Here is a 21,688-nt window from a genome sequence, read left to right on the forward strand (position 1 = left end):
ATTAAGGAGGAGAAATGAAAATATTTAAATACATTTTATCAATTTTTGTTGCCCTACTTGTATTTACTCATTCAAATGCTGCTGAAAAATGGGATATGGCTCTGGCTTATGGTGCCGGAAACTTCCATTCAGCAAACGCTACTGAATTTGCAAATAATGTAACAAAAAAAAGTAAAGGCAAACTCACTATAGTTACTCATCCGGGTGGTTCTCTATTTAAAGGGGGAGAAATTTTTAGAGCCGTTAGAACTGGTCAGGCTCCAATTGGAGAAAGATTTATGTCGGCTTTAGGTAAAGAAGATCCATTACTAGAGATCGACTCACTTCCATTTTTAGCGACTTCGTATGGTGATGCTATGAAACTTTATAAGGCTTCAAAAGCTGAAATTGCAAAAAGTTTAGATAAAAAAGGACTTGTATTTTTGTATGCAGTTCCATGGCCAGCTCAAGGTTTGTACTCTAAAAAAGAAATTAATAGTGTAGCAGATCTTAAAGGTTTAAAATTTAGAGCTTATAACAGTGCAACTGTAAGAATTGCAGAGTTAACTGGAATGGCTCCAACTAAAATCGAAGCTGCTGAGATATCTCAAGCATTTTCAACAGGAGCTGTTGAAAGTATGATTACTTCTCCAACAACTGGTAAGAATAAAAAAATTTGGGAAAATGGTGTAAAATATTTTTATGACATTGCAGCATGGTTTCCAAAAAACATGATTATAGCTAACAAAGAGGCGTGGAATAAGTTAGATAAAGCGACTCAAGATTTAATCATGAAAGAAGCAGCAGTTGCTGAGAGAAAAGGTTGGCAACTTTCTAAAATGGGAAACAAAAATGATAAAAAAGCTTTAGCTGATGCTGGCATGACTGTTGGTAAAGTTAATGCTGCTTTAAAATCTCATTTTGAAAAAGTCGGTCAAACAATGTCTAAAGAATGGGCTAGTAAAGCTGGTTCGAGAGGACAAACTGTTTTATCAAAATATTAACAATTTAAAATAAAAGGCCATCTGTATAAGATGGCCTTTTTAAATCATGTTAATTAAAATAGAAAACTTCCTTCATCGAGTTTATAAATTTTCAGGTATATTAGCAGCTATATTTCTCATACTTGTCGCAGTTTTCATTTTAATTGGAATATCATCTCGAATTTTTGATTTTTACATAAGAGGTTTGTCAGAGTATTCAGGATATTGTATGGCTGCCTCAACTTTTTTTGCGCTTGCTTATACATTTTCAGAAGGTGGCCATATAAGAATTACCTTATTTTTAGAAAAAATGGGTAGTCGACTAAAAAAAATATTTGAGCTTTGGTGTTTGTCCATTTCTTCAATTTTTTCTGGTTTCCTTTTTTTCTATTTCACCAAAATGTTATTCATTTCATATAAATTTCAGGAGAGAAGCGAAGGTGCTGATGAAATTTTAATTTGGATACCCCAGACAAGTTTAGCTTTAGGATCTTTAATCTTTTTTATTTGTATTTTACACCATCTATTTAAAGCACTGAAAAATGACTGAAATTATATTAGCAATTTTTTTTATTACCGTTTTATTATTATTTCTAAGTAGTGGAGTATGGGTTGCTTTAAGCATGATTGGTGTCTCAGCCATTGCAATGGAATTGTTTACGTCAAGACCAGTTGGTGATGCAATGGCTACAACAATTTGGGGAATGTCATCTTCTTGGACACTTACCGCACTACCATTATTTGTTTGGATGGGTGAAATATTATTTAGAACTAAATTATCTGAAAATCTTTTTGAAGGACTTTCTCCATGGATGCAAAAGCTTCCTGGGGGACTTATTCATGTAAATGTTGTTGGTTGTGCAATTTTTGCAGCTATTTCAGGTTCCTCCGCGGCAACAGTTGCTACTGTAGGTAAAATGTCTATACCAGAACTTCGTAAAAGAAATTATCCAGAAAAAATATTACTTGGAAGTTTGGCTGGGTCCGGAACTTTAGGTTTGTTGATACCGCCTTCTATAATTTTAATAATTTACGGCGTTACAGTTCAAGAGTCTATTGCTAAGCTTTTTATCGCTGGAATTTTCCCCGGAATAATGATTGCAATTATTTTCATGACTTACGTTGTTATTTGGTCATTGATGAATAAAAATAAAATGCCTGTTCTGACAGAGGAAATACCTTTTATCGAAAAAATAAAAAAATCAGGCAAACTAATTCCAGTAATATTGTTAATTGTTTCTGTAATAGGATCTATCTATTCGGGTGTGGCTACCGCAACAGAAGCAGCCTCATTAGGTGTAGTTGGTGCATTAATACTATCTTTTTTTCAAAAAAGTTTAACTGTGGATTCATTTAAAAAATCCTTGTTAGGAGCAACTAAAACTTCTTGTATGATTGGATTTATTCTTGCTGGATCAACTTTTCTTTCACTGGCCATGGGTTTTACTGGATTACCTAGAAATTTAGCAATTTGGATAGATACAATGCAGCTCTCACCTTACATTTTAATTATTGTATTGATGATTTTTTACATAATTCTTGGAATGTTTTTAGATGGAATATCTGCAGTTGTTTTAACTATGGCAATAATTGAACCTATGATTAGACAAGCTGGTTTTGATATGATTTGGTTTGGGATATTCCTCGTCGTTGTTGTTGAGATGGCACAAATTACTCCTCCCGTTGGGTTTAATTTGTTTGTGTTACAAGGAATGGCAGAAAAAGATATGGGATATATAGCAAGAAGTGCTTTTCCACTTTTTCTTTTAATGGTTTTAGCAACAATAATAATTATTATCTTTCCTGAAATAGCTTTATGGCTTCCTGAGAAAATGATTCAGAATATAAATTAGTATTTAGACTCTTTTTTACCTTCAATAACCAACTTAAGATCTTTATATTCTTTGCATTTACAATCTTTAAGAACAGCAAGTCTTTCCTTGGCTTTGTCTAGTCTATTAGTAACCACAAATAATTCCCCCATGTATTCATTTATACCTACATGCTTAGGATCTAATTCAAGTCCCATTGAATAATATATTTCAGCATTCTCGTAATCACCAATTTTTCTGTGTGCAAAGCCTAAATAGTTAAGTGTATTAGGGTCTGCAGGAAATTTTTTATTATGTTTTAACAAATATCCAATAGCTTTCTTGTAATGTTTTTGTGCTTTATCTGCTTTATTCTTTTTTTCGAATTTTTTTGCCTTATTAATCATTTTCTCTCCAATTTGGTATTGGCTTACTGGTTTAGTTTCTCCACCACTGCCAGATCCTCCACTGCTACCTGCTGAAAATACAGGACTAGTAATAATAACAAATAATAAAACAGTTAAAAATTTTTTATACATCATTTAAACTTTTTTAACTCATCTAATGGCATTAGATCAAGATTATTTTTTTTTAAATTTTCTCTTACTTTATATGCCGTATCTAAAGATGAAAGATTGTCCCCATGTATACAAACTGAGTCAATTTCACACGGGATTTGTTTACCAGAGAGACAATTTAACGCTTGGTTTTTTACCATCTTTAAAACGTGTTCTTGTGCTTTAACTGGATCTGTTATTAAAGCAGTACTTTTTTTTCTTGAAACTAAGTTCCCATCGTCTTCGTAATTTCTATCTGCAAAAATTTCACAAGCAACTTTCATTCCTAATTTTTTTGCAGACAACTCCATTTTTGAACCTGTCGGAACTAAATAAATTAAATCTTTATTAATTTTGTAAATTGTTTTTGCAATAACAGTTGCCAACTCAATATCCTCACATGCCATATTATTTAGTGCACCATGAGGCTTGATATGTGATACACTGACTTCATTTTGTTGAGCAATATCTTGAAGTATGTTGTATTGTTCTTGAATAAGTTTCTCGATCTCAATTGACGAAAGATTAATTCTTTTTCTTCCAAAATTTTCAGGATCATTAAATGATGGATGTGCGCCAATACTTACACCGTTTTTTTTGGATATTTTTATAGTTTCTCTCATAGTATCTTCATCTCCCGCATGATAACCACAAGCAATATTTGCAGAATTGACTATACCTAATAGTTCAGGATCATATTTATTTGAGTGGTGTTTAGATTTCTCACCTAAATCACAATTAATATTAATTTCCATAATTTATGAGTTAAAGTATAACATGGCATGATCAAAAATATATACAATCTTGGCGACGCAGCTTTATATTGTGATTTTGGCGACACTGTAAACAAAGAAACTAATCTTAAAGTAATAAATTATTTTAATGATATAAGAAAAAAAAATATCACTGGTATAAAAAACATTGCACCCTCATATAATAAATTAATAATTTATTTTGATTTAGAACTTACCAACTTTAAAAAAATTAAAGATGTCGTACGAAATCTAGATATTTCAACTTTTGAAGCTGCTAAAACAAAAGTAGTAAAGATACCCGTATGTTTTGATGATGAGTTTGCGCTTGATTTAGAAAGGGTTGAAAAAAGGCTGAGTTTATCAAAAAAAGAAATAGTCAATCAATTAATATCTCAAAAATATTTTTGCTATATGACAGGATTTATTGCTGGCATGCCTTTCCTTGGTGATATTGAAGAAAAAATTAGATTAGATAGGCTTGAAACTCCAAGAGTTAAAGTTCCAAAGGGTTCAGTAGGTATTACAGAACAATTCTGTAATATTTATACTTTTGAAAGTCCAGGTGGTTGGAATATTATTGGCAATTCACCTAAAAAAGTTTTTACTAAAGATCCAACTAAATTAACCTTAATAGATCCAGGTGATGAGGTAGAGTTCTTCGAAATTTCAAAAAAGGAATATTCAAAATTAAATGAGCAAAAATAACTTTAAAGTATTAAGACCTGGCATAAATACCACTTTTCAAGATTTAGGAAGAGATAACCTATATCATGTAGGTCTTCCATTTAGTGGAGCAATAGACAAAAGGAATTTTTTAATCGCTAATTCAATAATTACAAATAGAGAGGATGATGCAGTATTAGAGTTTGCATACCAAGGTCCTTTACTTGAGTTTTCAGGTATTAAAACTTCTTTTGTAATCACAGGTAATGTTAATTTTAAAATAATTAAAAAAGACACTTCTGAAATAAAAGGAGAATGTTATAGAACTTATGATTTAGATAATAAAGATCGTCTTGATATTATATCAACTGAAAAGTCAGTTTATGGATACCTTTCAGTAAAAGGTGGTTTTAAGTTAAATAAATTTTGTAATAGTTATTCAACAACTGTTAGAGCGGAAATAGGTCCCAATGATGGAAAAAAAATAGAGATTGGACAGACAATAATTTTAAATTCTGCTGATAGCTCAATTAAAAAAAATTTAGAATACTTTAACTCAAAAATAGAATTTATAAGGGTAATAAAAGGCACAAACTTTGATTACTTTTCAGAAGACTCAATCAAAGATTTTACAAGTGAGGAATTTATAGTTTCAAAACTTACAGATAGAATGGGAATGAGATTAAATGGACCTAAAATTAAGAATTTAAATAAAACAAACATCAAATCAGAAGGATTAGGAAAAGGAGTAATACAAGTTCCAGCTGATGGAGACCCTATAGTAATGCTTTCAGACCACGGGACAATAGGTGGTTATCCAAAAATTGCTGTTGTAATAAGTGCAGATTATGACAAGTTAGCACAATGCCCACCTGGAGAAAAAATTAAATTCAAAATTGTAAGTCTTACGGAGGCAGAAAATTTATATAAAATTTATACTATGGAAACTAAGAATATAATTAATAAAATAAAATGAATTTAATCACAAGATTACCGGGTCCACTATTAGTTTTTTTTGGTGCTACTAGTTTAAGTTTTGGAGGGATGATTGTAAAATCTTTTGAGGGTGCCACATTATGGCAAATACTTTTTTGGAGATCTCTTTTTTTTATTTTAGTTGTATCAATTTTTTTACTAATTACTTATAAAAAAAATGTGTTTCATGCTTTCAAGAAATCAGGTTTCCCTGGTCTAATTGGCGGTATAGTTTTATCTTCAGGGTTTTGTGGTTACGTTTTTGCAATGTATAATACTACAGTAGCTAATGCTAATTTTATTATTCAAACTCAAACAATTTTTCTAGCAATCTTTGGATATTTATTTTTAAAGGAAAAAATTTCAAAATTAACTTTAATATCAATTATACTAGCTATCTCTGGCATTATTTTAATGGTTGGAGGATCTTTGTCACCAGGACAAATGTCTGGAAATATTGCAGCATTTATTATGCCAGTATCATTTGCAATCTTAATTATTATTATTAGAAAATACCCAGATGTAGACATGATACCGTTGCAATTAATTGCAGGAATAGTTGCAATGTCGGTTGGTTATTTTGTTGCAGGCAAAATTAACATTTCTTCATATGATATATTTTTAGGTTTTCTGGCAGGTTTTTTTCAACTTGGATTTGGTTTTATATTTATAACAATTGGAGCAAGATCTACGCCTTCAGCAATTGTTGGTATCATAATGCTCACAGAAGCTATTCTTGGACCCCTTTGGGCATGGTTATTTGTTAATGAAAATCCTCCATTTATTGTTTTAATTGGAGGGTCAGTTGTATTATTCGCTGTATTACTACAGTTTTACAATGTTATTAAGTTAGAAAAAAAAACTATTTCTTAATGACGATTATCAAAAATATGCTAATATAATCTAATACGGGAGAGACTACATAGTAGCGCCGAAGGAGCAACCACCCCGGAAACTCTCAGGCAAAAGGACCGTACATATTAACTCTGGAAAGAGACAAATTCTCGCCGAAGGAGCTAAAATCTCTCAGGCACCACGACAGAGGGGGTTGGAGAGTTAATATGAACATAAAAAAAACTGCATTGTACGAATTACACAAAAAGCACAGCGCTAAGTTCGTTGAGTTTGCTGGTTATAGTATGCCAATCCAATATTCAGAGGGAATTGTAAAAGAACATAACATTACAAGAAATAAGTCTGGAATTTTTGATGTTTCACATATGGGTCAACTATTCATTAAATATAGTAATGATATAACAAGTAAACTCCAAGAAATTTTGCCCACCGATCTTAAAAATTTAAAAATTAATCAGAGTAAATATTCATTTTTAATGAAAGAGAATGGCGGAATATATGATGATCTTATTATCACAAGAATGAAAGATCAGTACATGATTATTTTAAATGCAGCATGTAAACAAAATGATCTTCAAATTATAAAAAATAAATTAAATGATCAAAGTTTAGATATAAACAATGATTTGTCTCTTGTAGCAATTCAAGGTCCCGAGTCCAAAACAATACTTGAAAATGTAGTTTCAAATGTATCAAAATTAAAATTCATGAATGGTGAAAACTTTTCTTTTGAAAACAATGAAATCTATATTACAAGATCTGGATATACAGGTGAAGATGGCTTTGAAATATCATTGCCTAATAAAATTGTAAACTCTTTTGTGGGAGAATTAATTTCTAAAGGTTCAACATTAATCGGGTTAGGTGCAAGAGACACTCTTAGATTGGAAGCAGGTTTGTGTTTGTATGGGCATGACATTAATGAAAATACTAGCCCTGTTGAAGCAAATTTAAAGTGGGCAATTTCAAAAAACAGAATGAGTGATAATTTTACAGGGTCCCAAAAAATAAAGAAACAAATAGAAGAAGGTGTATCAAAATTAAGGGTTGGTATTAGACCAGAAACTAGAGTGATTGCGAGAGAGTCAACAAAAATCTTTGATGAAAGAAACAATGAGATTGGAAAAGTTACAAGCGGTACATTTGGACCAAGTGTTAATGCATCAATAGCGATGGGTTACATTTCAAATTCTCACTCTAAAACTGATACAAAAGTTTTCTTAGAAGTAAGAGGAAAAAAAGTACCTGCCAATGTTTGTGATTTACCGTTTTATAAAAAAAGTTATGTGAAAGGAGAAGCTAATGTCTGATACAAAATTTTCAAAAGAACATGAATGGATTACACTAGATGGAGAGGTAGGAACTATTGGAATTACAAAACATGCAACTGAAATGTTAGGTGACATAGTTTTTGCTGAATTACCTGAGAAAGGATCTAATGTTGAAAAAGATGGAACTGCGGGGGTGGTAGAGTCCACAAAAGCTGCTAGCGATGTATATACTCCAGTAAGTGGTGAAGTTGTAGAAATTAATCAATCAATTGTTGACGATCCATCAAAAATCAATGCTGACCCAGAAGGTGGAGCATGGTTTTTTAAATTAAAGTTAAAAGATAAATCAGAACTTGATACTCTTATGAATAAAGAAGAGTACGATAAATTTGCAAAGGAGACATCAGCATAATGTTACCAAATTCAGAAAAAGATTTTTTAAAGAGACACATTGGACCTTCTAAAGAAGATCAATCAAAAATGTTAAAAGAATTAAATTATAAATCACTAGATGATTTAATTGACAGCACAGTACCAGAAAAAATAAAGTTTAGAGGTGAATTAAATATTGGTGAATCAAATTCAGAATATGAAGCTTTGAGAAAATTAAGAGCAATATCAAAAAAAAATCAAGTTTACTCAAATTTTATTGGTATGGGTTATTATGGAACTTATACACCTTATGTAATTTTAAGAAATATATTAGAAAATCCAGGTTGGTATACTTCATATACGCCTTATCAGCCAGAAGTAGCTCAAGGAAGACTTGAGATGTTATTAAATTTTCAACAAATGATTGTTGATTTTACTGGAATGGATATAGCTAATGCCTCTTTATTAGATGAGGGTACAGCAGCAGCGGAGGCTATGGGCTTAAGTCACAGATTGAACAAAAAAGATAGTAATTTAGTTTTTGTATCTGAGGATTGTCATCCACAAACAATAAATGTAATTCAAACTAGAGCTGAACCGTTGGGTTTAAAAGTATTGGTTGGTAAAGAAGATGAGGTTCTAGACCAGTTAAAAGAAGATTTAGTTTGTGGAATTTTACAATATCCTGGAACTCTAGGAGATATTAAAGACCCAAGTGAAGCAATTAGCAAAATTCATAAAAAGAATGGTAAGGCTGTATTAGCTTGTGATTTGTTAGCATTAGCAAAATTAAAAACACCAAGAGAACTTGGTGCTGACATAGCAGTTGGAAGCTCACAAAGATTTGGTATCCCAATGGGATATGGAGGTCCACACGCAGCTTTTTTTGCAACAAAAGATGAGTACAAAAGATCAATGCCAGGAAGAATTGTCGGTGTGTCAGTTGATAGACATGGTAACAAGGCATATAGATTGTCCTTGCAAACTAGAGAGCAACATATCAGAAGAGACAAGGCGACAAGCAACATTTGCACCGCCCAAGCTCTATTAGCAATTGTATCAGCAGCTTATTCTATTTATCACGGACCAGATGGAATTAAGAATATTTCTGAAAGAGTCTCACAATTAGCAAAAAGTTTTGCCGATAAAATAAAACAGTCTGGATATGAACTTTATTCTAATTATTTTTTTGATACCGTCACAATCATTACTAAAGAAAAAACTGATCAAATTTATAAAAATGCTTTAAATCAAAAAGTTAATATACGTAAAGTAAATTCTGAAATGCTTGCAGTTTCTTTTGATGAAAGAAAGAATGTTTATAGAGTAAATCAACTGTTAAAAATTTTTAACGCAGCAGAATCAATTAAAAAAGAGGATCCTTCAGTAAGTTTACCTAATCTTCCAAAAAACTTATTGAGAACCTCAAAATATTTAGAACATCCAGTTTTCAACTCATACCATTCTGAAACTGAAATGTTGAGATACTTAAAAAGATTAGAAGATAAAGATATAGCATTGAATAGAACAATGATTGCGCTTGGTTCATGCACAATGAAGCTAAATGCTGCCGCTGAGATGATCCCAATTTCATGGAAAGAGTTTGCAGAACCTCATCCATTTGTCCCAATTGAACAAATGGAGGGATTCAGAGATCTATTTACTGATCTAAAAAATTGGTTGCGTTCCATAACTGGTTTCTCGGGTGTTTCTCTTCAACCTAATGCAGGTGCTCAAGGTGAATATGCGGGATTAATGGTTATACGAAAGTATCATTTAGATAGGGATGAGGCCAATAGAAACATATGTTTAATTCCTAGTTCGGCACACGGTACTAATCCGGCAAGTGCACAAATGACTGGAATGAAAGTTGTTGTTGTTAATTGTGATAAAGAAGGAAATGTTGATTTTGATGACTTAAAGAAAAAAGCAGAGCAACATTCTGAAAATCTTGGGGCATTAATGGTAACTTACCCATCCACTCATGGAGTCTTCGAAGAAAAAATATCAGATATTTGTGAGTTAGTTCATAAACATGGTGGTCAGGTTTATATGGATGGTGCAAATCTAAATGCATTAGTGGGAATTGCTAAACCAGGAAATTTTGGTCCAGACGTTTGTCATATTAATTTACATAAAACGTTTTGTATTCCTCATGGTGGGGGAGGACCTGGAATGGGACCAATTGCTTGTAAAAAACATTTACAAGTTTACTTGCCCAACCACCCAGTAATAAAAGATTGTGGGCCAACTTCTGGAATTGGAGCAGTTTCTGCAGCCCCTTGGGGAAGCTCAAGCATTTTATCAATTTCTTGGATGTATATTAAAATGATGGGATCAACTGGATTAAAGCTTGCTACCCAAGTTGCAATATTGAATGCAAATTATATAGCTCATAGATTAAAAGATCACTTTCCGATTTTGTACAAAGGGTCAAATGGCAATGTGGCACACGAATGTATTATTGATATTAGAAAAATTAAATCAGAAACAGGAATAACAGAGGAAGATATTGCGAAAAGATTAATTGATTATGGTTTTCATGCACCAACTATGTCCTGGCCTGTGGCTGGTACAATGATGATAGAACCAACTGAAAGTGAAAGTCTTACCGAAATAGACAGATTTTGTGAAACTTTAATTAAGATTAAAAAAGAAATAGACAAGATTAAGTCCGGGGAGTTTGATAAAGTAGATAACCCAATTAAAAATGCACCACATACTGATCTTGAACTGTCTTCTGACGAATGGAAACACAAATACACAAGAGAAGAAGCAGCTTATCCATCTAAATATTTAAAAACAAATAAATTTTGGCCTCCTGTCGCCAGAGTTGATAATGTTTATGGAGATAAAAATATATTCTGCACTTGTCCAAGTATTGATGAATTTAAAGAAGATGCAGCTTAAAATTTGATGAAAATTGCTGTAATTGGGTCAGGAATTTCTGGATTAAGTGCAGCATATTATTTATCAAAAAAACATAAAGTTGATCTTTTTGAAAAGGAAGATCGATTTGGTGGACATTCTCACACATTAGAAATTTCAACCAACAATCAAAGTAAAAAAAAAATCCGTACAGATATTGGATTTATAGTTTTTAACAAACATACATATCCAAACTTAATTAATTTTTTTAGCGAAATTGGAATAGAGATTGAAAAAAGTAATATGAGTTTATCATTTTTGGTAGAAGAAAAGAATTTAGAATACAGCGGTAAAGGAGTCCGAGGTATATTTTCTTATAAAAAAAATTTATTCGATCTTGATTTCCTAAAAATGTTTTATGAGATCATAAAGTTTTATAACAAGAGCTCTAAATTAGATGATATAGATGAAAATTTAAATCTTGGAACATTTCTTCAAAAAGAAAAAATGTCAGATTTTTTTGTTAATTATCATATTTTACCAATGGTATCAGCTATATGGTCAATGCCACCCGATAATGCAAAAAATATGCCTATTAAGTTTTTTTTAAAGTTTTTTCAAAATCATGGACTATTCAAGTTTAAGAACAGACCTCAATGGTACACTGTGAAAAATAGAAGTATTGAATATGTAAACGAAGTAGTAAAAAAAATTAGTGGGGAGCACTTTAAAAATTATAAAATTAATAAGGTTACAAGATCTAGTAACTCTGCACGCGTCTTCTATGGAGGGGATAGCGAATATTTTGAATACGATAAAGTTGTAATTGCTACGCATGCAGATGAAGCTTTATCTATAATCGATGAGCCTTCTGATGATGAAAAAAGTATTTTGAGTAATTTTAAATACAAGAAAAACTTAGCAGTAATTCATTTTGATGAAACTGTTATGCCAAAAAAAAAGATTAATTGGAGCGCATGGAATACTTTTGTATCAGAAAATAATGATAGTTCAGTTACTTACTGGTTAAATTTATTACAGAATTTAGACATAGAAAAAAATATTTTTTTAACTTTAAATCCTCATTTCAATATCGATGAAAAAATTGTGATTGATAAAATTCAATTCAGTCATCCATATTATGATCATAACACTTTAAAAAATCAAAAAAAATTAGATTTATTACAAAATAAACAAAATACATTGTTCTGTGGAAGTTATCATGGTTATGGTTTTCATGAAGACGGTATTAAATCAACATTAAATATGCTTAAATTCATTAATGATTGAGAATTCATTTATATATACGGGCGAAGTCATTCATAAAAGATTCAAACCAAAAGAACATTTTTTTAAATACAGTGTATTTTCTTTACTAATTGATCTTAGCGAAATAAGACTTATAAATAAAAAAATTCCATTTTTTTCTTACAATAAATTTAACGTTCTAAGTTTTTTTGATAAGGACCATGGCGAGAGGGATGGTTCTGATTTAGGAATTTGGGTAAAAAAAAAATTAAAAGAAAAAGGAATAACTTCAGAAGAAATAAAGATTAAAATTCTTTGTTATCCTAGAATTTTTGGATATGTTTTTAATCCTTTAAGTATTTTTTTCATTTATAATAAAATTGATGAACCAATTGCAATTTTTTATGAAGTAAAAAATACATTTGGAGAACAACACACATATATATTCGAAATTAAACATCCAAACACACAAATTAAGAATGATTGTAAAAAGAAGTTTTTCGTATCTCCCTTTATGGATCTTCAATCAGAATATTTCTTTAAAGTATTATTACCCAATGAAAAATTGTCTGTAATTATTGACCAAAGAGACAAGGAAGGTAAGCTTCTGTTTGCATCCCAGGATGGAAACAGGTGTGATTTAACCTATAAAAACTTATTAATTTGCTATCTAAAACACCCTCTAATGAGTTTTAAAGTCATATCAGCTATACATTTTGAAGCATTAAAATTGTGGATCAAAGGCGTTAAATTGATCAAAAAAAATATTAAAATTAAAAATAATTCGACCTTTGAAAACTAATGATAAATCAAATTTCAGATAAAATTGTCTTTTCTGGTTTAAAGTTAATAAAGTACGGTAAGCTAAATGTAACAACTTACCAAAACAAAAAGTTGCAGTTTGGAGACGATGGTAATTTAGAGGTGAGCATTAAAATTAATAAGCCAGATTTTTCAAAAAATATAATTGCAAAAGGTAGTGTTGGTTTAGCAGAATCTTATATGAGAGGGGATTTTGAAACAGATGATTTATCTAAGTTAATTGAATTAAGTGCTAAGAATATAAAACTAGTTCACAAATTCTCTGGAATACTGGACTTAACATATTTAAATTATTTAAAAAAATTCATTAATCGAAACACTAAAACAAAAAGTAAAGAACATATTTCAAAACATTATGATCTTGGAAATGAATTCTTTTCTTTATGGCTTGACGATTCACTAACTTATTCAAGTGCAATTTTTGAAAATGAGAAATCAAATTTATACGAAGCACAAATAAATAAATATAAAAAACTTTCAAATCTACTTAAGCCAAAGTCAGGTGACAAACTACTAGAAATTGGATGTGGCTGGGGAGGATTTGCAGAATATATCGGAAAAAACCACGATGTTAATCTTGATTGTATTACCATATCAAAAAAACAATATGAATTTGCCAAAAAACGTATCCATGATGCTGGCCTTAATGAAAAAATTAATATTCAGATGAAAGATTATAGAGATGTAAAACAAAATTATAATTCTATAGCCTCAATAGAGATGATAGAGGCTGTAGGTAAAGATTATCTAAAAAATTACTTTCAAACAATTAAGAAAAATTTGGTACCTGGCGGCAAAGCTGCAATTCAAGCAATCACAATAGACGATAACTTGTATAATAGATACAAAAGGAAAGAAGATTTCATTCAAAAATATATTTTCCCTGGAGGCTTTTTGCCATCTAAGAAGTCAATATTAGATTATGTAGAAAAAACTGGATTAAATTTTGATCAATGCAATTCTTACGGTTTACACTACAGCAATACGCTGAAAATTTGGAGAGACAAGTTTTCAGAAAGATGGGAAGAAATTTCAGATCAAGGTTTTGACAATACTTTTAAAAGAATGTGGAATTTCTATTTATCTTATTGTGAAGCAGGATTTAAATCAAAAAATATTGATTTAATTCAATTTTCTTTAACTAATAAAGCATGATAAAAATGAAAATAGTAAATTCAATTTTGTTGATAATTACTTTAGCTTTAGTTACAAGCTGTTCTAATAATATGAAACCAGAGGATTTTAAAAATACAAAACCGAGCCTTTTAATTGAAGAATATTTTGATGGGAAAGTTAAAGCATGGGGAATTTTACAAGACCGAAGCGGCAAAGTTACAAGACAATTTAAAGCAGACTTGGTTGGATCCTTTAAAGACAATGTTATAACTTTAGATGAAGATTTTTATTGGACTGATGGTGAAAAACAAAAGAGAACATGGAAAATAAAAAAAATTGATGACAATAACTATATTGGAACTGCTCCAGATGTAGTTGGAGATGCTACAGGTGTTCAATACGGATCTGCATTTAAATTTAAATACGATTTGATGGTGCCTTTTAAAAATAAAAATATCAAAATTTCATTTGATGACTGGATATTTAAACAAGACGAAAAAGTTGCGATTAATCGTGCAAAGCTTACTAAATTTGGATTTAAAGTTGGAGAACTTACCGTATTTTTTATGAGAGACTAATCTTTAATTCGCTTCATCCCTTTCTCAAGAATCTTAAAATATAAACCATTTGGAATTACTTGTAGAACCTTCATAATTGTTGTGAAAGACTTAGGAAAATGAATTTCAAAACCTTTTCTTTTTGTTAAGCCTTTAAACATTTGTTCTGCAGCAAACTCAGGAGATTTTATCATTGGCATTGGAAAATCATTTTGATCAGTCATGGGAGTTTTTATAAATCCAGGACTTACAAGAGATACTCTGACATTACTTCTTTTGAGGTCAAAATATAAACTTTCAGCAAAACTAGATAAAGCCGATTTAGACGCACAATAAGCTCCCGCTGCAGGAAGACCTCTGTAACCTGCTACAGAGGACACTATAGATATTTGACCCGCCTTTTTACTTTTATAATATTCATAAACTGCATTTATTGAATTTACTGTTCCAAAAAAATTTACTTCCATAATTTTTCTTACTTTTTCAAGATTTAATGTTTTTTCAGATTTTGGATCATGAACCCCTGTACAGAAAACAGAAATATCAACTTCCCCAAGCTTTTCTTTTACTTGCGAGAATACATTTTTACATTTTTCGTTGTCGGTAACATCTAGAGGAAAAGCAATAATATTCTCATTAGATTTAGATATTTCATCTAAAAAATTTTCTCTTCTTGCAGAAATGGCAACTTTCCATCCTTCTTGAGCAAATTTTAGCGCTAAGGATTTTCCTATGCCACTGCTAGCTCCTGTAATCCAAATTGTTTTATTATTCATATTAGATTGATGTATAGTATGATTATGCTTAAAAATAAATTTATATCTTTTCTTCTATTTGCAATAGTTACATATTCAGCGTCTTTTATTGGTAGTATAGCGACAATTTCTTACAAAGAACCGTGGTACTCAAGTTTAAATAAATCGTTTCTAACTCCACCAGATTGGGTCTTTGCTCCTGTTTGGACTACATTATATTTATTTATGACCATAGCAATATGGGCAGCGTGGCATAAAAATTATAAAAATATAAATCTTGTGTTAATTTATTTTATCCACCTATGCTTTAATACAACTTGGAGTATAGTTTTTTTTGTTTTTCACAATATTCTTTTTGCTCTTATAAATTTATTAGTAATTATTTTTTTCATAATAGTTTTAATTTTAAAATATAAAGATATAAACAAAGTAAGTTATTATTTAATGATTCCTTATTTACTTTGGAGTTGTTATGCATTAATTCTAAATTTTAGTTTGTTAATATTAAATTAATATGGATGATGTTGTTATAGTTGGTGGTGGAATAATAGGAGCTGCAACAGCTTATTTCTTGTCAAAAGAGGGAAGAAAAGTAAAAGTTATTGAAAGAGATCCAACATATAGAACAGCATCTTTCCCTTTATCATTAGGCGGTTTCAGAAGACAATTTTTTCAAACAGAAAATATTCTTTTGGGGAAATTTGCTAGAGAATTTATTTTTCAAATACCAGAACTTTTAAAGACAAAAAAAAATCCCAAACCGACTGCTAGTATGGTGCCTAATGGATATTTGCTTATGTTTGGAGCAGAACATGCCGAAGAACAATATAAAGCTCTTGAAAATCATAAAGCATGTGATGCAGGAACAAAAAATATAAAAGGTTCTGATTTAAAAAAATACTTTCCTTACATCAATAACGAAGGCATTGAAACAGCAACTTTTACAGATAACAAAAGCGAGGGCTGGATTGATCCATTTATGTTTCATGGAGCACTCAAAAGTAAAGCAATCGAGCTAGGCGCTGAGTTTATAAAAGGTGAAGTAAAATCTTTATCAGAGATAAAGGCTAAGACTATTGTATCAGCGGCAGGATGTTGGACAAAAGAATTATTGGAAGATATTCCAGTTGAGCCACAAAAACACACTGTCTTTAGAGTGAAGTGTCCCAAACATATTCCTGAAATGCCTTTGACTGGAGATTTAACTACTGGAGTTTATTGGCGACCAGAGGGAAAAGAGTATCTTGCAGGATCTCCCAAATCTGTTTTTGATGCTAAAGACCTAGAACCTGCATGGGATGATTTTGAGGAATTAGTTTGGCCAGCTCTTGCACAAAGAGTTCCGATATTTGAAGAATTAAAACTTACAGGTGGTTGGGCCGGATACTATGATTGCAATAGACTAGATAACAATGCTGTAGTTGGTAAGCACCCAAAGTTTGAAAATGTTTACCTTGCAACTGGGTTTACAGGAAGAGGGTTAATGCAAGCTCCTGGGATAGGAAGAGCTTTAACAGAGTTAATTACGACTGGAGCATATCAGTCTATTGATATTTCTAACATGGCAGTCGAAAGAGTTTTAGGAAAAGAGGCAAGACCAGAGCCTTACGTTCTTTAAAAGTTAAGTCCCACAAAAAGTTTGATATTTTTTGTCACTTTTAGGTGGTGGAGACTGATATTTTGTTAAAACCTTTTGATTAGTATATGGATTTTTCAGAGCTTGAAGTAAATCATTGAATGGTGTCAGATCATTATTCTCAGCTGATTTTAAAACATTTTCAACGTTATGATTTCGAGGAATTATTAGAGGATTATTTACTTTCATTAATTTTTTGCTATCTTTAGTCAATCTTTTTTGCCACTTCACCTTCCAAATATCAAATTTTTCATTTTGACAATTTTTTTTATCATCTATTTCTTGGTCCATTAAAAATAAAAAAGTGTTTGTGTAGTCCAGCTCTTGCTTTTTCATAATCTCTAATAATTCAAATATAAGTAAATTATCTTCCTTATCATCGCCAATCAGGCCTAACTTATTTTTCATCATATCAAACCATTTTTTTTCATAAATTTTGTCGAATTTATCGATAAGTTCGGTTGCTATTTTTAGAGCATCATCTTTTTTTGGATTAATCAACGTTAATAAACATTCAGCAAATCTAGCCAAATTCCATTTTGTTATAGCCGGCTGGTTCCCGTAAGCATATCTTCCCATATGATCAATAGAGCTGAAACAAGTGCCTGGATCATAATTATCCATAAAAGCACATGGACCATAATCTATCGTTTCACCTGAAATTGCCATGTTATCAGTATTCATTACTCCGTGAATAAATCCTACACGCATCCAATTGACTACTAATTCAATCTGTTTATCAATTAATTTGCTGAGTAAGTCGTAAGCATTATTTTTTGATTTTGATATCTCAGGATAGTGTCTATTAATTGTGTAATTAACTAAAGTATTGAGCTCATCTAAATTTTCTCTTGTTCTAATAAATTGAAAGGTTCCAACTCTAATATGACTTGATGCAACTCTTGTTAATACTGCACCCTGCAATGGTTTTTCTCTAATCACATTTTCTCCAGTTTTCACTACGGCCAAACTTCTAGTTGTTGGTATATTTAATGAGTGCATAGCCTCACTTATAAGGTACTCCCTCAACATTGGACCTAATGCTGCTCTTCCATCTCCGTTTCTTGAAAAAGGTGTTTGGCCCGATCCCTTGAACTGAACATCAAGTCTTTGATTGTTTTTTGATATGTGTTCGCCTAATAATACCGCCCGACCATCTCCCAACATTGTAAAATGACCGAACTGATGACCTGCATATGCTTGGGCTATAGATTTAGTTCCTTTAGGTAGAGAGTTCCCAGAAAATATTTTTGCTAGTTCTTCTTTATCAATATTTGAAAAATCCAAACCCATTTTATCAGCTAGATCATAATTCAAGATTACTAACTCTGGTTGTTTTACTGGGACAGGGGATATCTCATATATAAAAGATTTTGGTAAATTTGAATATGAATTATCAAAATTCCATCCAATTTTATTTTTTTCAGACATGTCTCATTTATAATCTATCATAGATTTTAAAACTGTATTATCTTTTCTAACATACCAATCATCCCAATGACTTAAGTTTTCAAAAACTCTTTTATAGTCATTTTTGGTCATTATTTTGAAAATTTTATCTCTTTTATCTTCTATAAAATTATGCTCAATGGTAAATATTTCTATGTGCGTCTTTTTAAAGTCAAAATTCTTTAAGATTTCAAATTCACTTCCCTCTGTATCAATCGAAATATAATCAATTTGTTTTTTGTCTAAATGTTCATTAATTAAATCATTTAAAGAAATTGTTTCTACTTCATAACTAGTAAAATCTTTTCTTAATTTGCTATTGTTGTCATTATCTAAGTAATCATTGAACCCAGACAATTCTGGATTTTTTGGAACTTCATTAAATATTAATTTTTTTCCACTCTCGCTAAAAACTGCTTTTTTTGACAAGATACATTTTCTGGTTTTCATTTTTTGAAGCCAAAAATTTGAGGGTTCACAAATTATCCCTGTCCATCCTCTCTTTTCTAGGGCAAAAGAATTGCTTAAATGTTTTCCATCACAAGCACCGATTTCAATAAAATAACCATCTTTCTTTTGACGTGTAAAATATAAAACAAACAAATCTTGGGAAATTTGTGATTTTGACTTCCATCTATTAGAAACAATAAATTCAAGAAAATTGGGATAATTTACCTGCATACCAGTCTAAATTTTTTTAATATATAAACCTAAAATTCCATTAAAGATAGATACAGCAATAACAATAGTCTGTCCTTCAAAAGAGTAAAAATTAAACGAAGGGTAAAAGCTTATAGCTATACTTAAGAAAAGATAAGTTAAAATAAATGGTCTTAAAAATTTCTTTATTCTCAATTTTTATTTTTTCTTATATTTTGCGGCCTCCTCAGAACCACTTGTAGCTGAACCTTTACTGTAAGAGTGCGCACCCATTCCAGCCAATTGACCATCTTTTACAATAAGATATTGATCTCTAATTGGTTTTTTATCGAAAAAGCATTCTAATATTTCTCTTACACCATCAGCATATCTTGCTTGAGCAGAAAGCGATGTTCCAGATGTATGTGGTGTCATTCCGTGATTAGGCATTGATCTCCATACATGGTCGTTTGGAGCAGGTTGTGGGAACCATACATCTCCAGCATATCCACTTAGCTGACCAGATTTTAACGCATCTGCTATATCGTTTTTGTTACAAATTTTTCCTCTAGCAGTATTTACTATGTAAGCACCTTTTTTCATTTTACTAATCATTTTTTTATCGAATAAGTTTTCAGTTTCAGGGTGTAATGGACAGTTAATTGTAACTACGTCACAAACTTTTACCATTGACTCAACAGAATCATGAAAAGTTAGATTTAATTCTTTTTCTACACTGTCAGGTAATTTATGTCTGTCAAAGTAGTGTAAGTGTACATCAAAAGGTTTCATTTTTCTTAAAGCATCAAGACCAATTCTTCCTGCAGCAACTGTTCCAATATGCATTCCTTCAACATCATAACTTCTGTGAACAGCGTCGGCTATATTCCATCCACCTTCATTAACAATTCTATGTTGATTATGATAATCTCTAACCATTGACACAATCATCATTACAATATGTTCAGCTACAGATCTTGAGTTACAAAAAGTAACCTCAACAACATCGATCTTATTATCCATTGCTGCTTGCAAGTCTACGTGATCAGATCCTATACCAGCAGTAATTGCCATTTTTAAATTTTTTGCTTTAGCTATTCTCTCTTTAGTTAAGTAATATGGAAAGAATGGTTGAGAGATTACGATGTCCGCATCAACAATATGTTTATCTGCTTCACATCCATCACCATCTTTACTATTAGTAACAATAAATTCATGACCATTGCTCTCTAAAAATTTTCTAAGACCTAATTCTCCTGATACACATCCAAGTAATTGACCAGGTGTAAAATCTCTTCCTTTAGGAGAAGGTAAAGTCATTCCGTCTGGGTATTTCTCAAGTTTTGGTAAATCACTCAAAGGATAAGATTTTGGCATTCCACCTTTTGGATCGTCATATAAAACGCATAATATTTTCATTTTTTTCTCCTATTAATTTATAAAAGCAATTATCTTGAATTTATAAGGAAGACTGTAGCACAATAATTAAGTGTCTAGCAAATAAATAGTGTTTATTTTGGATAGTTTTTTTTGAGTATAAATTTGTTTAATACAACCCCAAAAATTATAATAATCACAGAGCCGGTGATAACGGGGCTCAACAAGTAATCAAATGAGGCAGAACCTATTATTACAATTATCGGATTACCTCCTGCTGGCGGATGAGTAACGTTTAACAAAATCATAAAAAAAACCCCAAAACCAACTGCAATGGGAATTAAAATGTACTCTGGTAGAGGAATAAATGTTAAAGCAATTACCCCTACAGTTGCAGTTACTAGATGACCAAAAAAAATATTTTTAGGATGTGCAAAAGGACTTTCTGGGTAACCATATAACAGCACCATCGTTGAACCAAAAGATGCAACTAGAAATAGCCCGTAATCAGTTTTATAAGTCAACAAAGTTAATACACCAATCGTGATAGTAGAAAAAATACCAGCTATGGCATTATTGATAATTTTTTTAGTTTCCATTTGTTAAACCTTTTTTTAAAGCATTAAAGGGCAGAAGTATACATTCTTTCCTATTAACATTTTTTGAACTCAGTAATTCCTTATATTTTTTTAGGTTCTCTGATAAGTCACCTTTATTTTTAAAAAATTCATCGGCACAATCACAAACTTTAATCATTTCTTCAACTTTTTCCCCTTTTGAATTAATTGACAGTAAATTAGCAGAAGCCTGGCAGTAAACACAATTTTTACCTTGATAAGAAACTCCAGAAATTTTTCCCTTATTTACTCTAAAAAATAACTGGATTTCATCTCCACACAAAGGATTTTTAGCTTTAGAGTTGTGCGTAAAATCTAACAATTTTTTTTGATATTTTGTATCAGAGGCTAATTTTAAAATTTTTAGATCCATCTTAAGATTA

23 protein-coding genes and 1 riboswitch are annotated in these 21,688 nt (G+C 31.0%); of the genes, 15 read left to right on the forward strand and 8 right to left on the reverse strand.

Annotated elements, in window-relative coordinates; all coding sequences use genetic code 11:
• The first annotated feature begins 14 nt into the window (after positions 1-14).
• Genes AMN84_RS00270 through AMN84_RS00280 form a run of 3 tightly spaced genes read left to right on the forward strand, consistent with a single transcriptional unit; the run spans position 15 to position 2,815 of the window.
• Complete coding sequence (locus AMN84_RS00270) at positions 15-983, forward strand: TRAP transporter substrate-binding protein (protein WP_075482318.1); 969 nt, start codon at positions 15-17, stop codon at positions 981-983.
• A gap of 46 nt (positions 984-1,029) precedes the next feature.
• Complete coding sequence (locus tag AMN84_RS00275) at positions 1,030-1,512, forward strand: TRAP transporter small permease (protein WP_082254939.1); 483 nt, start codon at positions 1,030-1,032, stop codon at positions 1,510-1,512.
• Positions 1,505-2,815 (forward strand): TRAP transporter large permease, encoded by a 1,311-nt coding sequence (locus tag AMN84_RS00280; RefSeq protein ID WP_075482320.1) that lies wholly within the window; start codon positions 1,505-1,507, stop codon positions 2,813-2,815. The genes AMN84_RS00275 and AMN84_RS00280 overlap by 8 nt, the downstream gene beginning before the upstream one ends.
• Here the strand turns inward: AMN84_RS00280 and AMN84_RS00285 are convergent.
• Positions 2,812-3,315: a tetratricopeptide repeat protein gene (locus AMN84_RS00285; RefSeq protein WP_256998132.1), complete on the reverse strand. Its 504-nt coding sequence runs from the start codon at positions 3,313-3,315 to the stop codon at positions 2,812-2,814. The two genes, AMN84_RS00280 and AMN84_RS00285, sit on opposite strands and share 4 nt — an antisense overlap.
• On the reverse strand, positions 3,312-4,085 hold the full coding sequence (locus AMN84_RS00290; RefSeq protein WP_075482322.1) for a 5-oxoprolinase subunit PxpA: 774 nt from the start codon (positions 4,083-4,085) through the stop codon (positions 3,312-3,314). The genes AMN84_RS00285 and AMN84_RS00290 overlap by 4 nt, the downstream gene beginning before the upstream one ends.
• 27 nt (positions 4,086-4,112) lie before the next feature.
• Here AMN84_RS00290 and AMN84_RS00295 point away from each other — a divergent pair, with 27 nt between their 5' ends.
• From AMN84_RS00295 to AMN84_RS00340, 10 genes are all read left to right on the forward strand, one after another.
• Positions 4,113-4,790, forward strand: a complete 678-nt coding sequence (locus AMN84_RS00295; protein ID WP_075482324.1) for a 5-oxoprolinase subunit B family protein — start codon at positions 4,113-4,115, stop codon at positions 4,788-4,790.
• Complete coding sequence (locus AMN84_RS00300; RefSeq protein ID WP_075482326.1) at positions 4,777-5,724, forward strand: 5-oxoprolinase subunit C family protein; 948 nt, start codon at positions 4,777-4,779, stop codon at positions 5,722-5,724. Before AMN84_RS00295 ends, AMN84_RS00300 begins: the two co-directional genes overlap by 14 nt.
• Entirely contained in the window at positions 5,721-6,596 is an 876-nt protein-coding gene (locus AMN84_RS00305) for a DMT family transporter (RefSeq protein ID WP_075482328.1), read from the forward strand. Before AMN84_RS00300 ends, AMN84_RS00305 begins: the two co-directional genes overlap by 4 nt.
• 26 nt (positions 6,597-6,622) lie before the next feature.
• A riboswitch (glycine riboswitch) is annotated at positions 6,623-6,707 on the forward strand.
• Between the two features lie 77 nt (positions 6,708-6,784).
• Positions 6,785-7,888 (forward strand): glycine cleavage system aminomethyltransferase GcvT, encoded by a 1,104-nt coding sequence (gcvT, locus tag AMN84_RS00310; protein WP_075482330.1) that lies wholly within the window; start codon positions 6,785-6,787, stop codon positions 7,886-7,888.
• Positions 7,881-8,261, forward strand: a complete 381-nt coding sequence (gcvH, locus tag AMN84_RS00315) for a glycine cleavage system protein GcvH (protein WP_075482332.1) — start codon at positions 7,881-7,883, stop codon at positions 8,259-8,261. The genes gcvT and gcvH overlap by 8 nt, the downstream gene beginning before the upstream one ends.
• The gene (gene gcvP, locus AMN84_RS00320; protein WP_075482334.1) at positions 8,261-11,131 is read left to right on the forward strand and encodes an aminomethyl-transferring glycine dehydrogenase; all 2,871 of its coding nucleotides are present in this window, start codon (positions 8,261-8,263) and stop codon (positions 11,129-11,131) included. The genes gcvH and gcvP overlap by 1 nt, the downstream gene beginning before the upstream one ends.
• 6 nt (positions 11,132-11,137) lie before the next feature.
• The gene (locus AMN84_RS00325) at positions 11,138-12,379 is read left to right on the forward strand and encodes an NAD(P)/FAD-dependent oxidoreductase (RefSeq protein WP_075482336.1); all 1,242 of its coding nucleotides are present in this window, start codon (positions 11,138-11,140) and stop codon (positions 12,377-12,379) included.
• On the forward strand, positions 12,372-13,139 hold the full coding sequence (locus AMN84_RS00330; RefSeq protein WP_075482338.1) for a DUF1365 domain-containing protein: 768 nt from the start codon (positions 12,372-12,374) through the stop codon (positions 13,137-13,139). Before AMN84_RS00325 ends, AMN84_RS00330 begins: the two co-directional genes overlap by 8 nt.
• Entirely contained in the window at positions 13,139-14,314 is a 1,176-nt protein-coding gene (locus tag AMN84_RS00335; protein ID WP_075482340.1) for an SAM-dependent methyltransferase, read from the forward strand. Before AMN84_RS00330 ends, AMN84_RS00335 begins: the two co-directional genes overlap by 1 nt.
• A gap of 5 nt (positions 14,315-14,319) precedes the next feature.
• Positions 14,320-14,853 (forward strand): DUF3833 domain-containing protein, encoded by a 534-nt coding sequence (locus AMN84_RS00340; protein WP_256998133.1) that lies wholly within the window; start codon positions 14,320-14,322, stop codon positions 14,851-14,853.
• Here the strand turns inward: AMN84_RS00340 and AMN84_RS00345 are convergent.
• A complete protein-coding gene (locus AMN84_RS00345) occupies positions 14,850-15,608 on the reverse strand; it encodes an SDR family NAD(P)-dependent oxidoreductase (RefSeq protein ID WP_075482344.1) in 759 nt (252 codons plus the stop codon). The two genes, AMN84_RS00340 and AMN84_RS00345, sit on opposite strands and share 4 nt — an antisense overlap.
• 24 nt (positions 15,609-15,632) lie before the next feature.
• On the opposite strand from AMN84_RS00345, the gene AMN84_RS00350 reads away from it, so the two are divergent.
• A complete protein-coding gene (locus AMN84_RS00350) occupies positions 15,633-16,100 on the forward strand; it encodes a TspO/MBR family protein (protein WP_075482664.1) in 468 nt (155 codons plus the stop codon).
• Between the two features lies 1 nt (position 16,101).
• The gene (locus tag AMN84_RS00355; protein ID WP_075482346.1) at positions 16,102-17,205 is read left to right on the forward strand and encodes an NAD(P)/FAD-dependent oxidoreductase; all 1,104 of its coding nucleotides are present in this window, start codon (positions 16,102-16,104) and stop codon (positions 17,203-17,205) included.
• 3 nt (positions 17,206-17,208) lie between these two features.
• On the opposite strand, the gene AMN84_RS00360 is transcribed toward AMN84_RS00355, so the two are convergent.
• The 5 genes from AMN84_RS00360 to AMN84_RS00380 all read right to left on the reverse strand — a co-directional run bounded on the left by AMN84_RS00360 (position 17,209) and on the right by AMN84_RS00380 (position 21,678).
• Positions 17,209-18,654 carry a protein adenylyltransferase SelO gene (locus tag AMN84_RS00360; RefSeq protein WP_075482348.1) on the reverse strand — a complete coding sequence of 482 codons (1,446 nt, stop codon included), beginning with the start codon at positions 18,652-18,654 and terminating at the stop codon, positions 17,209-17,211.
• Positions 18,655-18,657: 3 nt separating this feature from the next.
• Positions 18,658-19,353, reverse strand: a complete 696-nt coding sequence (locus tag AMN84_RS00365; protein WP_075482350.1) for an FkbM family methyltransferase — start codon at positions 19,351-19,353, stop codon at positions 18,658-18,660.
• Between the two features lie 177 nt (positions 19,354-19,530).
• Positions 19,531-20,730 (reverse strand): NAD-dependent formate dehydrogenase, encoded by a 1,200-nt coding sequence (locus tag AMN84_RS00370; protein ID WP_075482353.1) that lies wholly within the window; start codon positions 20,728-20,730, stop codon positions 19,531-19,533.
• Positions 20,731-20,822: 92 nt separating this feature from the next.
• Positions 20,823-21,287, reverse strand: a complete 465-nt coding sequence (locus AMN84_RS00375; protein WP_075482355.1) for an HPP family protein — start codon at positions 21,285-21,287, stop codon at positions 20,823-20,825.
• On the reverse strand, positions 21,277-21,678 hold the full coding sequence (locus AMN84_RS00380; protein WP_075482357.1) for an iron-sulfur cluster assembly scaffold protein: 402 nt from the start codon (positions 21,676-21,678) through the stop codon (positions 21,277-21,279). Before AMN84_RS00380 ends, AMN84_RS00375 begins: the two co-directional genes overlap by 11 nt.
• Between the last annotated feature and the right edge of the window lie 10 nt (positions 21,679-21,688).

Source organism: Candidatus Pelagibacter communis (assembly GCF_001180105.1).
Classification (GTDB): Bacteria; Pseudomonadota; Alphaproteobacteria; order Pelagibacterales; family Pelagibacteraceae; genus Pelagibacter; species Pelagibacter ubique_K.